This is a genomic window from Parvibaculum indicum (genome assembly GCF_011762095.1).
Taxonomy (GTDB): Bacteria; Pseudomonadota; Alphaproteobacteria; order Parvibaculales; family Parvibaculaceae; genus Parvibaculum; species Parvibaculum indicum.
On the sequence record NZ_JAASQO010000003.1, the window covers coordinates 58,391 to 72,130 of the forward strand.

General features: G+C 63.5%; 14 protein-coding genes. 11 read left to right on the plus strand and 3 right to left on the minus strand.

What is annotated here, in order from left to right:
* Positions 1 to 125: 125 nt before the first annotated feature.
* From FHS78_RS04665 to FHS78_RS04710, 10 genes are all read left to right on the plus strand, one after another.
* The gene (locus tag FHS78_RS04665; RefSeq protein ID WP_167090932.1) at positions 126 to 1,145 is read left to right on the plus strand and encodes a fatty acid desaturase family protein; all 1,020 of its coding nucleotides are present in this window, start codon (positions 126 to 128) and stop codon (positions 1,143 to 1,145) included.
* A gap of 11 nt (positions 1,146 to 1,156) precedes the next feature.
* Complete coding sequence (locus FHS78_RS04670; RefSeq protein ID WP_205305203.1) at positions 1,157 to 1,915, plus strand: SDR family oxidoreductase; 759 nt, start codon at positions 1,157 to 1,159, stop codon at positions 1,913 to 1,915.
* Between the two features lie 14 nt (positions 1,916 to 1,929).
* Positions 1,930 to 2,712 carry a creatininase gene (locus FHS78_RS04675; RefSeq protein WP_167090936.1) on the plus strand — a complete coding sequence of 261 codons (783 nt, stop codon included), beginning with the start codon at positions 1,930 to 1,932 and terminating at the stop codon, positions 2,710 to 2,712.
* A 280-nt stretch (positions 2,713 to 2,992) separates the two neighbouring features.
* Positions 2,993 to 3,508, plus strand: a complete 516-nt coding sequence (locus tag FHS78_RS04680; protein ID WP_167090940.1) for an RNA polymerase sigma factor — start codon at positions 2,993 to 2,995, stop codon at positions 3,506 to 3,508.
* A gap of 118 nt (positions 3,509 to 3,626) precedes the next feature.
* On the plus strand, positions 3,627 to 4,583 hold the full coding sequence (locus tag FHS78_RS04685) for a FecR family protein (RefSeq protein WP_167090943.1): 957 nt from the start codon (positions 3,627 to 3,629) through the stop codon (positions 4,581 to 4,583).
* 136 nt (positions 4,584 to 4,719) lie between these two features.
* Entirely contained in the window at positions 4,720 to 7,344 is a 2,625-nt protein-coding gene (locus tag FHS78_RS04690; RefSeq protein WP_167090946.1) for a TonB-dependent receptor, read from the plus strand.
* A 55-nt stretch (positions 7,345 to 7,399) separates the two neighbouring features.
* Positions 7,400 to 7,993, plus strand: a complete 594-nt coding sequence (locus FHS78_RS04695; protein ID WP_167090949.1) for a biliverdin-producing heme oxygenase — start codon at positions 7,400 to 7,402, stop codon at positions 7,991 to 7,993.
* The gene (exbB, locus tag FHS78_RS04700; RefSeq protein ID WP_167090952.1) at positions 7,990 to 8,982 is read left to right on the plus strand and encodes a tonB-system energizer ExbB; all 993 of its coding nucleotides are present in this window, start codon (positions 7,990 to 7,992) and stop codon (positions 8,980 to 8,982) included. The genes FHS78_RS04695 and exbB overlap by 4 nt, the downstream gene beginning before the upstream one ends.
* 3 nt (positions 8,983 to 8,985) lie before the next feature.
* Complete coding sequence (gene exbD, locus FHS78_RS04705) at positions 8,986 to 9,414, plus strand: TonB system transport protein ExbD (RefSeq protein WP_167090955.1); 429 nt, start codon at positions 8,986 to 8,988, stop codon at positions 9,412 to 9,414.
* Positions 9,411 to 10,223, plus strand: coding sequence for an energy transducer TonB (locus FHS78_RS04710; RefSeq protein WP_167090958.1), 813 nt, complete (start codon positions 9,411 to 9,413; stop codon positions 10,221 to 10,223). Before exbD ends, FHS78_RS04710 begins: the two co-directional genes overlap by 4 nt.
* A gap of 46 nt (positions 10,224 to 10,269) precedes the next feature.
* Here FHS78_RS04710 and FHS78_RS04715 read toward each other — a convergent pair whose 3' ends face one another.
* Positions 10,270 to 10,710, minus strand: a complete 441-nt coding sequence (locus tag FHS78_RS04715) for a PaaI family thioesterase (protein ID WP_167090961.1) — start codon at positions 10,708 to 10,710, stop codon at positions 10,270 to 10,272.
* 230 nt (positions 10,711 to 10,940) lie between these two features.
* Between FHS78_RS04715 and FHS78_RS04720 the strand changes: the two genes are divergently transcribed.
* Positions 10,941 to 11,732: an SDR family NAD(P)-dependent oxidoreductase gene (locus FHS78_RS04720; RefSeq protein WP_167090964.1), complete on the plus strand. Its 792-nt coding sequence runs from the start codon at positions 10,941 to 10,943 to the stop codon at positions 11,730 to 11,732.
* 49 nt (positions 11,733 to 11,781) lie between these two features.
* Here the strand turns inward: FHS78_RS04720 and FHS78_RS04725 are convergent, their stop codons facing one another.
* Together FHS78_RS04725 and FHS78_RS04730 are read right to left on the minus strand one after the other, a co-directional pair.
* Positions 11,782 to 13,026 carry a hypothetical protein gene (locus tag FHS78_RS04725; RefSeq protein WP_167090967.1) on the minus strand — a complete coding sequence of 415 codons (1,245 nt, stop codon included), beginning with the start codon at positions 13,024 to 13,026 and terminating at the stop codon, positions 11,782 to 11,784.
* 6 nt (positions 13,027 to 13,032) lie between these two features.
* Positions 13,033 to 13,737 carry an ABC transporter ATP-binding protein gene (locus tag FHS78_RS04730; protein WP_167090970.1) on the minus strand — a complete coding sequence of 235 codons (705 nt, stop codon included), beginning with the start codon at positions 13,735 to 13,737 and terminating at the stop codon, positions 13,033 to 13,035.
* Positions 13,738 to 13,740 lie beyond the last annotated feature (3 nt).

Sequence of the window (13,740 nt, forward strand, 5' to 3'; positions counted from 1 at the left end):
CTGCCGATATTTTCGCCTATATGCACACAAAACCGGCAATAAATAAACAGATAAAAATAGTTGTAATTTTAGAGGTAGTTTCGTATCGTCCGGACATCGCCTTTCCCGTCACGAGGAGCCCGGCCATGCCATCACACTCAACTTTCTGGCGTCATAGCGATGGCGCGATCCCCAACACGCTTGCGTTCTCCTATATCGCCGTCGCGCATGCCGCCGGCATCGCCCTGCTGGCGCTCGGTCATCCGGTCGCGTGGATCGCGGGCACGCTGCTTGTCGCCCATTCGCTGATCGTCGCGGCCTATCTGATCCACGATCTCGCGCATATGGCGATCTTCAGTAGCCGCAAGGTCACGCTCGCGGTCGGCGAAATGCTTTCATGGTTTTGCGGCGCGGCCTATGCGCCCATCGCCCGTATCGTGCGCATGCATATGCGCCATCATGTCGACCGCGCCGATCTGGCGCTCTTCGATCCGCGTGTCTTTCTGAAAACGGCGCCGGGCTGGCTTCGCCGCCTCGTCTACGCGCTGGAATGGTGTTACGTCCCGGCGGTCGAACTCATCATGCATTACCAGGTCGTGGCGCGGCCCTTCATCCGGAAGGAATTCGCATCGGAGCGGCCGCGCGTGATTTTCGTCGGCCTGACGCGCGTTGCGTTCTTCGTCTTCCTTTTCATGCTGAGCCCCTGGGCGCTGCTGGGTTACGCGGTCGCCTATATGATCTTCCTGACCGAGCTTTTCATCGCCGACGCCTATGCCCATGCCTATGAGTTCTTTCTCGTCGACAGTGCGAATGAAAAGGTCTCGCGCGAAGGCCGGGGCGGCGACGATTACGATCTGCACCACACTTATTCGAACCTGATTTCGGTCCGCCATCCCTGGCTCAATCTGCTCAACCTGAATTTCGGCTATCACTCCGTGCATCACGACGCGCCCACCATCCCCTGGTACAGGCTGCCGGAAGTGCATCGCCAGAGCTACCCGGCGGACGCGCCGCAGGTGCTGCCCTATAGCGAGCTGTGGCGTTCGTTCCGGGCCAATCGTCTCAAGCGCATCGAAGCGCTCGACGCAGGGTCCATCGGCGAAGGGCCCGGCCGCGCCGACGGGTTCCTCGGCGTCCATGGCGTCTCCTTCCTGACCGTCGTGTGAGAGGAAAGAGCGTGAGCGACGACGCGATGGAATTCGCCGGCAAAACGGTACTCGTGACGGGCGCGGTCACGGGTATCGGCCGGGCGGCGGCGGAAGCCTTCCTTCGGGAAGGCGCGACGGTCGGCGTCAATCATCCCGGTCAGCCGGCGCTATTCGCCGGGATGGCCGATGAACTGCGCGACCTCCCCGGCAAACTGGTCGAATGCGAAGCCGACGTTTGCGATGCGGCTGGCGTGCAGCGCATGGTCGACGGGTTGGCGAAAGCGACCGGCAGGCTCGACGTGCTCGTCAACAATGCGGGCATCTCGCAGGTGAAGCCCTTTCTCGAAACCACCGAGGACGACTGGAACAGGATCATCGATACCGATCTCAAATCCGTCTTTCTCTGTTGCCGCGCGGCGATCCCGCATATGCGCGCGCAAGGCGGCGCGATCGTCAATATCGCATCGGAACTGGCGCTCAGCGGGCGCGCGCATTTCGCGCCCTATACGGCGGCGAAGGGTGGGGTCATCAGCCTGACGCGCTCTCTGGCGCGCGAATTTGCGCCGTCGATCCGCGTCAACGCCGTGGCGCCCGGTCCGACGCATACGCCCATGCTCGAAAAGGAAGCGCAGGTGCCCGGTCATGAGGAGGATGTGAACGAGATTCCGCTGGGCCGTTATGCCGACCCTTCCGAGATTGCCCAGAGCATTCTCTTTCTGGCCTCGTCGCGGGCGAGTTTCTTCTGCGGCGATGTCGTCAGCCCCAATGGCGGCGCGGTGATGCGCTGAAGGCGAGAGTTGAAATGATCGAAACGGAATATGCCCATCGGCGGATCGACCTCATGTCCTGGACGACCTATCGGGACCGGCTGAAAGACGATCCGATCATCTTCCTGCCGGCCGGCGCCCTCGAACAGCATGGGCCGCATCTGCCGATGGGCTGCGACGCCATTCTCTCCGCCGCCATGGCGGCGCGGGCGGCCGAGGCACTGGACGGGCTGCAGCTGCCGGGGTTGCGCTATGGCTACAAGTCGCAGTCCCGCAGTGGCGGCGGACAGCTCTTCCCCGGCACGACGAGCCTGGACGGCGCGACGCTGACGGCGATGCTGCGCGACATTCTGCGCGAACTGGCGCGGCACGGCGCGCGCCGCGTCGTCGTCGTCAACGGTCATGTGGAGAACCAGTGGTTCCTGACGGAGGGCATCGACCTCGCCTTGCGGGACCTTGCGCGGTCGCAGGAGGAGATGCGGGTCGTGCGCTGCGAGTACTGGAACTACACGCCGCAAGCCGTTCTGGAGAGCATGTTCGAAGGTGCCTTTCCGGGCGTCGATCTGGAGCATGCGGCGCTTCTCGAAACATCCATGATGCTCGCCTTGCAGCCGCACCTGGTCGATCTCGACGCACTGCCGGAGGATGCTACGGGGGCCTTTCCCGGACATGACGTCTATCCGCAGACCGGCGAGGGCGTGCCGTCATCCGGCGTATTGGCGCCCGCCCGCGCGGCCTCGGCCGAAAAGGGCAGGACATTGATCGAGAGTACCGTGGCGGAAATGGCCGCCGCCCTGCGCCGGGAATTCGCGATCTAGGGCGGACGCGCTCTGAGATGGCGGGCTGAAAACCCTCTCCGGGGCTGCCGGGCCCCGATCCCTTTTCTCTTCCTCTGCATGACTTGCCAGCGGCGCGGAACTTATATAAAAATGCAAATCATTCGCAATTAACTGGGGCAAGTGATGTCGGGCGGGGGCGCTTGGTTATCCGCGCACAGGGCGACGGAGCATGCATCGGCATGTGCCGATCCCCGCGTCGGAACTGTTTTCATATCCGGTGACGGGCTGCCGGCTTGCCTTTCGAAGGAGACAGGGTGCGATGACGGCGTGGCGTGATCGTGTCGCACAGTTGTTCGTGAACCATCATCGCCGTCTCGAGGCGATGGTGACGCGGCGTGTCCATAACCGGGAGGTGGCGTCCGAGCTGGTGCAGGATGTGTTTTCGCGCGTGTTCAAGAGCGGCAGCCGCGGCTCGCTCGATGCCGATACCAAGGTCTTGTACGCGGCGGCGCGCAATGCGGCGACCGAGCATTTGCGGACGGAATGGCGTCGAGACCGGATCATGGACCGGATCCAGCCCCAGCAACTCGCCTGCGAGACGCCGACGCCCGAACAGGTGTTCGAAGGACGCTCGGAGCTGGAAGCGTTGAATGGAGCGCTGGAGGAACTCAGTACCCGCTGCCGGGAGATTTTCATTCTCCACCGGGTGGAGGGGGTGCCGAATGCCGAAATCGCCGCGCGCTTCGACATTTCCGTCAGCGCGGTGGAAAAGCATATCGCCCGGGCCTTGCGCCATTGCCAGGCGAGCCTTTCGGCCTATCGGGATCGTATGTAATCCTGTTTTGTACATTATATGTGTGGATATCGCTTCGCCGTCCGTTTAACAGGACAGGAGACCGACAGGTCCACGCGGTGCGTACAGGCGCATGTGCTCAATGCCGAACGGGTAGCAGATGGGTGTCGAGAGCCGGCCGACGGAAAAACAGAAAGACGATGCGGCGCTCTGGCTGGCCAAGCGGGCAGGCGGCTCCATGTCGCGGACGGAAGCGCGCGCTTTCGACGAATGGCTGAATAGGGATGCCGGAAACCGGCTGGCCTTCGACGAAATGCGCGTTCTCTGGGCGCAGTTGGAGGCGCCTGCCGAGGTGACGGCCAGCCACTATCCGCTGCGCGGCGCTTTTCAGCGTTTTTTCTGGTCCGTGCGGACATGGGCCGCCGCCCCCGCCGCGCTTGCAATGGTTCTGCTGTCGATCTGGGTCGTGAATCCCGAGATGCTGACGGACTGGGGGGCGGATATCGCATCGGGCCACAAATCGGTCACCGAAGTGAATTTGCCCGACGGCTCGTCGGCCTGGATAGGCGCGGACACCGCCCTTGCGCTTCATTTCAGCGAAACGGAACGGCGCGTGGATATCCTGCATGGCGAGGCCTTCTTCGATGTGCGGCATGGCGGGTCCCCCGCCTTCGTCGTGGAGGCCGAGGGCGGCAGGGTTCGTGTCGTGGGAACCCGGTTCAACGTCAATACGCTGGGCGACACGATGCATGTCGTCGTGCAGAAGGGGCGCGTGGAGGTCACCGGAAAAAAGGACTCCGAGCCCAGGATTCTCGTGCCGGGCGATCTCGTCTCCGTGAGGGAGGGGCATGCGGGCCCGGTGAAAGCCGCGAATATCGACGACGAACTCGCATGGATGTCGGGGCGTCTCGTCGTGAGGGATCGTCCGGTAAGAGAAGTGGCCGGGATATTGTCGCGGCAGGAGCCCGGCTGGATCGTCGTCGGCGATCGGCTCGGTGTGGAAACCGTATCGGGCACCTTTCCGCTCGATGACATTGATGCGGCATTGAACACGATTGCCGCCGCCACGGGCGGCGAAATCATACATGCGACACCCTGGGTGACGGTCGTCTACTGACCCCTCTTCGCGGCCGAACCGCACATCTCCGGAAAATTTCATCCTGCAAGTGAGGATCACTCTCATTCGCGCATTTTACTCGGTGAAAGGTCGAGGACGACCGCCTTGGCCAGTAGTAAAAAAGGGGTGATTTTCGATGTCGGGGACTGAAACCGGAAGACGTTGTCTTGCTGCATATCTGATGGGCGGGACGGCGCTCGCATTGTCCGCCCTGTTCGTGTCTTCCCCGGCTTCGGCACAAGAAGTTCCCGCCGCCAGCGAAGTCCGGCGTTATGCCTTCGACATAGACGCAAAGCCCCTGGCCGAGGCGATCGCCGATGTCGGCGCCGTATCGGGATGGCGTATCGCCTATTCCTTCGAGCTGCCGGAAAATACGGTGAGCGGCGGCCTGCGCGGCAACTTTACCGTGGAAGAAGCGATGCGCCGCCTGCTGTCGGGCACCGGCGTGACCTACCGGGTAAGCGGTGCGCAATCCATCGTGCTCGACCGGATGCCGGTCGCCGACGATGACGCCCTGATGCTGGATGCGATCGATATCACGGCCGTGCCGGTGCAGAATCCGGCGGATCTCAACTACGAATCCTCCAGCTCCGTCGTCTACATTCCTCAGGAGGAGATTCAACGCTTTCGGGGCACGTCGGTCGGCGATTTCCTGAAAGGCCAGCCCGGCGTGATGACGGGCGACAATCGCAATAGCGGCGCCATCGACATCAATATTCGCGGCATGCAGGGGCAGGGGCGCGTGCCCGTCGTCATCGACGGGTCCGTCCAGCAGAATACGGTTTATCGCGGATATTCGGGCGTCGCCTCGCGCAACTATATCGATCCCGACCTGATAGGCGGTGTGGTTATCGAGAAAGGCCCGAGCTCGGGCGTCTACGGCACCGGCGCCACCGGCGGTGTCGCCGTGATGCGCACCTTGCGGGCGGACGACATCGTAAAGTCCGGCAATAGCTGGGGCGCGCGCATCCGGGGCGGGTTGATGGGCAATACGAGCGAGCCACCGCCGCCCTACACAACCGGCGGTTATTACGGGTCGGGGAGCTACCCTTACGGCGGCCTGCCGAGCGATCTGGGGGCGCCCACCGGCATGAACCGGCCCGCCTTCCTGGAGCCGACGGCCGGTTTCGGCAGCGCTGCCATCGCCTACAAATCAGACCGGATAGATCTGCTTGGGGCCTATGTGCGCCGCAAGCAGGGCAACTATCACGCCGGAACGAAGGGCGATACGCCCACACCCATCATCCGGGACACCGGCTCTGGATACACTGTCGGTTTCGAGGGGCTGAACCGCTTCCGCGCGGGCGAAGAGGTTCTGAATACCTCGATGGAAAACACCTCCTACCTCATCAAGGGGGAGTTCCGTCCCTGGGCAGATCAAAGCCTCACGCTTTCCTACCGCCGGTATGAAAGCGAGTTCGGCGAGCTGATGCCCTCCGTCATCATTCGAGGAGAAGGCGCATTGCAGGCGCCGCTTTCCGAAGTCACGGTCGACACCTATACGGCGAACTACAACTGGAATCCGGCCGACAGCGATCTTTTCGATCTGACCGCCGAAGTCTGGCGTACACGGACGGAAACGCAGATCCGGACGCCTTACCGTTTCTTCGGCTTCGACTTCGGTCAGGGCTACTGGGATGTGGCGAAGCGCTGGGGCGGCACAATCTACAACCGGACGAAACTCGATACCGGTGTCGGCGATTTCACTTTCGACTATGGCGGCTCCTATACGGCCGGCACCATCGAGCCGCCCGAGGATGTCGCGAGCAAGGATCCTGGCGCAGGGGGTATTCTTGAGGCGCGATATGCACGCCGCGAAGAGGGGAGCGCCTTCCTCTCCGGCGAGTGGAAACCCTTCGACTGGCTCAAGCTGGAATCGGCTGTTCGCTACACGGCGGCGCATTCCCGCGATAACCGCCCCTCTTCCGGCGGGGTCGTGCATAACGAGCAGACCAATGCCGGCTTCGCGCCGATCTATGCGATCACCGTGGAACCGCTCGACGGGTTCCAGGTCTACGGGCGTTACGCGGAAGCGATCCGTCTGCCGAGTATCTTCGAGACGTCCGGCGGCTGGTCCCAGACCCCCGATCCCGATCTCGACCTGAAGGCGGAACGGGCGCAGGATTGGGAGTTCGGCGTCAACTATCTCAAGAACGGCGCGTTCCTTCAGGGCGATGCCCTGCGCGGAAAGTTCGCTTACTTCAACAACTACGTGAAGGACTATCTGACGCGCAGCATCAACACCTGGGGCGGTTTCGGCGGCGCACGCATTCGCAACATGGAACATGCCTGGTTCGAAGGGTTCGAGGCGGAACTGAACTATGACGCAGGCGTGGTCTTCACCGGCATGTCGGCAACGCTCCACACCTATGCGGAGTTCTGCCGGCAGAAGGAGGAGTGCTGGAGCGGCGGCGTGAAGAACGGCTATGCGCAGATGCACTTGCCGCCCGAATGGACGGCGGATGCCACCCTGGGAACGCGCCTCTTCGATGAAACGCTGACGCTCGGCGGACGCGTGACCTATGTCGGCGACCGCCCGGCATCCTCATCCAACAGGGATAGCGGCGGCTATACCACGCTGGCCATATGGGATCATTACACGCTGGTGGATTTCTTCGCGACCTACGAAGTGAACGAGAATCTCAGCCTGGATGTGAACGTCGACAACGTGCTGGACGCCTACTACATGGATGCGCTCAATACCGGCCTCATGCCCTCGCCGGGAAGAACCTTCCGCGCATCCTTCACCTACAATTTCTGATCCGTCGCGGCCGAGGCCATGTCTCGCCAGACAGATTTGTACAAGGAGTTTTTCAATGGAGATCGAGGATGTGCGCGGCCGGGAAGGACGATGGCAGCGCCTGAGAGCTTCGACGCATGAGGCGCATGAACAACTGGACAAGGCGATCATGGCGTCGGAGCCGTTCGCCGACCGCGACCGATATGGCTGCTTCCTCCGGATGCAATATATCCTTCATCGCGATGTCGACGCGCTTTATCTCGACCCCGTCCTGGGCGGTTTGCTGCCCGATCTGGCCGACCGGCGCAGGCTGGGTCTGATCGAGAAGGATTTCGAGGATTTGGGGCTCGCATTGCCGTCGCCCGAAAAGGCGCCGCTCTTCGGCGCGAGCGCGGATGTGCCGCGTGCGGCGGGCTGGCTCTATGTCGTGGAAGGATCGAACCTTGGTGCAGCTTTTCTTCTCAAGGGCGTCGCGAAGATCGGGCTTTCCGAAAACAACGGCGCGCGTCATCTGGCGGGGCATCCCGACGGGCGCGGGCTCCACTGGCGCCGCTTCACGGCAGCTATCGACGGGCTCGAATTCGGGGAGGTCGAGGACGAGAGAATGCTGCAAGGCGCGGATGAGGCATTTGCGCGGGTGCGCGAGATAGCACAAGAGGTCTTCGCATGAGAGCGGTGGGTCGATTCGTTCCGCACATACTGATCCTGTGCGGGTTTCTCTTCATATCGGCAATCGGCTCGTCGGCCGGTGCGCAGGAGGCGCCGGTGAAGCCGGCGGACGAAGCGCCCCTGGCGGAAGGGCTGAATGCGGAGACGATGTCGGAGGCCGCGCCCGATAGCCCGTCCCTGGATACGGACGCGGACGAAGCCGAAGCGCCGGACGCCGAAGCGCAATCGGCCGAAGGGCAGGACGCCGAGGAGGAAGCGGAGGAAGATACCGGCCTCCCGCACGACCTGTCGCCCTGGGGCATGTTCCTGTCGGCGGACTGGGTCGTGAAGGCCGTCATCATCGGTCTCGTCTTCGCATCCGTGGTGACCTGGACCGTCTTCCTGGCCAAGAGCGCCGAGATCCTCATTGCGGAGCTTAGGGCGGGCCGGGCGAGCGACGAGGTGCTTGGCGCCGCCGGTCTTTCAGACGCGGTGGGTCTGCTTCAGGATCGATCCGGCCCTGTGGCGGACATGGTTCGCGCAGCCGACAAGGAGGTCTCTCTCTCCGCGGCGGCGCTCGACGGCGCCGGCGGCGAGGGTCTGAAAGAGCGTGTGACGTCCAGATTGCTGAGGATCGAAGCCGGCGCAGGCAAGCGGCTGAACAAGGGAACGGGCGTTTTGGCGACCATCGGGTCCACCGCGCCCTTCGTCGGTCTGTTCGGAACGGTGTGGGGCATCATGAACAGCTTCATCGGCATTTCCGAATCCCAGACGACCAACCTCGCCGTCGTGGCCCCCGGCATTGCCGAAGCCCTGCTCGCAACGGCCATCGGCCTCGTCGCCGCCATTCCGGCCGTCGTGATCTACAACATGTTTGCGCGCTGGATCGCCAGTTACCGTCACGGGCTCGCAGACGCCGCCGCGGGCGTCGAACAGCTTGTGAGCCGGGATATCGACTTCCGGTCGGCCGGCATGAGTGCGACGGCTCCCAAATCCCTTTCGGCTGTTTGAGAGATGGCGATGCGCAGCCGCGACGATATCGACCGCCTGGAAGAGGCGCATGAGATCAACGTCACGCCTTTCATCGACGTGATGCTCGTGCTGCTCATCATTTTCATGGTGGCCGCTCCCCTGGCGACGGTCGATATGCCGGTCGATTTGCCGGCCTCCTCGGCCGAGCGGAAAGAGCGTCCGAAGAAACCCGTTTATCTCAGCCTCGATGGCGGCAAGAGCGTCGCCCTGGGGAACGAGCCGGTGGAACGCGATGCGCTTCCCGCCGCGCTCGCCAAGGCGACGGATGGCGACACGGATCGCCGGATCTTTCTGCGGGCGGACAAACAGGTGGAATACGGTGCCGTCATGGACCTCCTCAATCTGCTGCGGGACAATGGCTATCTGAAAGTCGCGCTGGTCGGTCTCGAAGGTGCGGCGGCGGCGCCATGAGGCGGTGGCGGGAAAGCGGCGGACGATCGGGCCTTGTGCTGTGGGCGTCCGCGTCGATCATGGCGCTCGGCGCGCATCTGGGACTTGCCTGGTGGATCCTGCACGAACCGGACGCGGCGATGCATACGCTTCCCGCCGACGCGATGATGGTCGAACTCGCGGCGGAAAGGATGGCGCCGACGAACGAGACCAGAGCCGATCTCGCACCCGACCTTCTGGAAATGCAGGCCGCCGCGCCGTCGAAGAAGCAGGAAGCGGAAAAGCCGGAACCGGTCGAAAAGCCGATGCCCGAGCCCGATCGCGAACCGGAACCCGAAACCGAAAAGAAGGTCGACAAGGCCGAGGTGGCCATTCCCTCCAGGCGTCCGGAGCCGGTTCGCAGAAGCGAAGAGGCGCAGGAAGCGCAGGCGGATTCGCGCGCCGCGCCGGCCCCGCGGACATCCGCCCCAAGCAAGGTGGAGGCGCCCCGCGCCGACAGGCTGGCCGCGCCGCAGGCCGTGCGAGGCGTAAGGGTGCCGAACGACGTCAAGGTGACCTGGCAGGCGCGGCTTGGCGCGCATCTGGCGCGTTACAAGCGCTACCCCTCCGACGCGAGAGCGAACGACGAAACCGGCATCGTCTATATGCGCATGTTCATCGAGCGCGACGGCGCCGTTTCCGCTGCCTCGGTCTACCGCTCGTCCGGTTATGCCGCGCTCGACCGTGCCGCCATGGTGCTGGTCGAGGAAGCATCGCCGGTACCGCCGCCGCCGGAAGGAATGGAAGGCGATATCGTGGTGCCGCTCAGATACAATCTGGAAGGAAGGTGAGGCGCGCCTTCCCTTGACCTTTTCCCTGGAAGAGGGGCCGGGGCCGTCAGCTTCCGCCAAGTGCCGATTTCGATGCCGCTTCCACCTTGTCGCGGGGCATCAGCATCAGCGTCGAACTGGCCTTGGCGAGGATATTGCCTTCGGTATCGACGAGGCGGCCCTCGAAAAAGCAGGTGCGACGTCCCTTGCGTTCCACCCAGCCTTCAGCGATCACCCGGCCCGGGCGCGCGGGCGCAAAGAAGCTGACCTTGAGTTCCAGCGACATCGGCACGATGCCGTCGCCCACCATGCCGATACAGGCATGCGCCATGGCCGCGTCGATCCAGCCGGTCACGAACCCGCCCTGGACGACGCCGCCCGAATGGCACATATGCGGCCCCGCCTCATACTCGATGCGGGCCCGTCCTTCCGGCGTCATTTCGATAATGCGGACAAAACCAAGGCTGTGACCCAGCCCGTCCTCGGCGGACGACTCCAATGCAGACATTTTGTTCTCCTGACCGCCTTTCTGAGAGACGGTTTTGATCGTTGGGTGAGACGAATGGACAGATATGTAGCCCATGAAGAGGCGCTCTGGCGAGCCTGCCGTAGGGTCGGGCGAGGGGGACGACGGTCGGATTGGCGCAAATCGGAAAACGCGTCATGCTGACGGCGCAAGACGGCGTCGAGCCGGACTGAAATGCACAGAACAAGAAGAAGCGCTAGGGAGGAGCACTCATGAAACTCGATGAATCCGTATCCGCTGTCGTAACCGGTGGCGCATCCGGTCTCGGCAAGGCCACCGTGACGGCGCTGCGCGAGAAGGGCGTGAGGGTCGCCATTTTCGATCTCAACAAGGAAAACGGCGAGAGGGTGGCGAAGGACCTCGGGGCTCTTTTCTGCGAGGTCAATGTGATGGACGAAGAAGCTGTCGATGCCGCCTTCGCCAAAGCGCGCACCGCCAACGGGCAGGAGCGTATTCTCGTGAATTGCGCCGGCGGCGGGCGCGGCGGCAAGACCATCGCGCGTGACAAGAAGACCGGTGAAATCATTCCCTTCAAGATTTCCGACTTCGAGTATGTGCTGGGTCTCAACACCGTCGGCACCTTTCGCTGCATCGTGAAGAGCGCAGCTGGCATGGCGACGCTCGACCCGCTGGAAAACGGCGAGCGCGGAGCCATCGTGAATACAGGCTCCGTCGCAGCCGAGGACGGGCAGATCGGGCAGGTGGCCTATTCCGCGGCCAAGGCGGCGATCAAGGGGATGACGCTGACGATAGCGCGTGACCTCTCGCGCGAAGGCATCCGGATCAACACGATCCTCCCCGGCATCATGGCGACGCCGCCCATGCTGGGCGTGAAGGACCGCGCACCGCAGATTTTCGATAACCTCGCCGCGTCGGTTCCCTTTCCGCCGCGCCTGGGCGATCCGTCGGAATATGCCGACCTTGCACTCACCATGCTGCGCAACGGCTATTTCAACGGCGAGACGGTCCGCCTCGACGGCGCCATCCGCATGCCGCCAAGGTGAGAACGACGGGCGACGGGTATCGTCCGCAACAGGCCCCGGTGTACCGGGCTCAGAAATAGCGTCGGAGCTGCAGATAGACCCGTGTCGGCTGCTCGGCATAGGGTGCGCCGGCGCCGGTGACCGGCAGTCCGCCGAATTCGGTGTCGGCCGGGCCGATGGGAAGCTGCGCCCCGGCAATGAGGTTAAGATTGTCCTCAAGCGACCATGTCGCTTCGCCGAGCGCGTAAAAGCTGCCATCGTTGAGATTGGCGATCAGCGTCGGCGCGATCTCCAGAAGCGGCGTCCATTGCAGCGTACCGCCGAGCGAAAGATAGTCGCGGCCCGTATTGAACACCTGCCCGCGCAGCAGACGGTCGGTGAGCGGGGCGGGCAGGCCGGTGACCGAATAGTGCCGGTCGTCGAGCCCGAAGCCGTTGCGGTAATATTCGGCAAACGCGGTGGCGTCGCGCCCGGCGAGGGTGAAGGCATCGCTGATATTCGCCAGCGCGGAGACATAGGTCCGGTCGTCATTCACATGGGTCGGTACAAGTTCCGCGTTCCATGTGGCACCGCCGAGCGCGCCGCTCACACCCAACGCCGCGACGGTATCGCCATGATCCTGCGCGGCCAGAAAGCTGGTGCGCCACGGCCCGAGGGCGGTGTGGAACAAAAGCGCGAAGGAACTGGCATCGAGCGTCGGATCGTCGCCCCTTCGCGGCGGACGGGGCACGGCGACGAATTGCAGGTCCGATCCGTCGTCGAAGAGATATTGCGTATAGAGCATGTCCGCGCCCGGCTTGTATTCCGTATCCGTCGCATCGGGCGAGAACGGGTCGAACAGGTCCATCGGGTGAAAGACAAGACCGGACCCCCATGTCAGGGCCTGCCGGCCCGCGCGCATGACGATATGCGCCCCGGTATAGCCGATGGACAGCCGGTCTATGCGTTGCGTGAGCGTGAAGCTGTTCCCGTCGATGGTGGTGTCGGTCAGATCCCACCACGTCCGCGGCGGCGCGTCGGGAAACAGGGCAAGCGCTTTTTGCCGCGCGGCAAGGAGCGGCGTGTCGCCGGTGACGGCACCGAGCTGATACTGGAAAGCGAAGCGCCATGAGCCCCGGCGCGGTTCCCAGGTCACCCGCAGATTGCCGAGCACATCGTTGCGGTCGCGCTGGCCCAGCAGGGCGGAAACGCTTCGGTCGCTCTCATGCGCAAACACATCCTGCAGTTCCAGCCGGCCATGCACCGGCGCGGCGTGGCCGGGCGCGGCCTGGAGCGCAAGCAAGGAGGCAAGGAGAATGAGGCCGCGGGGGTTCATATTGGCTCAGCCTGCCATCTCGAGTGTGCGGCGTTCGTCCGAAGCGACGCGGCCGTCTGCAATGACGATATGGCGGCGCGTGCGCGAGATGACGCGGTCGTCATGCGTCGCCATCAGGAATGTGACGCCATAACGTTCGTTGAGCCGGGACATCAATGCGATGAGGTCTTCCGCCGTCTGGGTGTCGAGATTGGCGGTGGGCTCGTCGGCCAGCACGATGGACGGACGGCTCGCCAATGCGCGCGCCACGGCGACGCGCTGCTGCTGGCCGCCGGAAAGGCGAGACGGACGCCGGTTCTCCATGCTCTCCAGCCCGACCTGTTGAAGCATCTCCTTTGCGCGCTCCCGCCGCTCCGCCGCCGGAACATCCATGAGCTGCAGCGTGAATTCGACATTCTCCACAGCCGAGAGAACGGGAATGAGATTATAGGCCTGGAAGACGAAGCCGATCTTGCGCAGGCGAAGGTCGGCGAGGTCCTCATTGTCGAGCGCTGTGAGATCCTGCCCGTCAATGCTGATCGTCCCGTCTGTGGGGCGGTCGAGCCCGCCGACGATATTGAGAAGCGTCGTCTTGCCCGACCCGGACGGACCGGCCAGCGAGGCGAAGTCGCCCTGTTCGATGGCAAGGTCGACGCCGCGCAGCGCCGGCACGTCTATCGAGCCCTGACGGTAATGCTTGGTGATGCCCTTGCAGTCGACGATGGCGGTCATGGC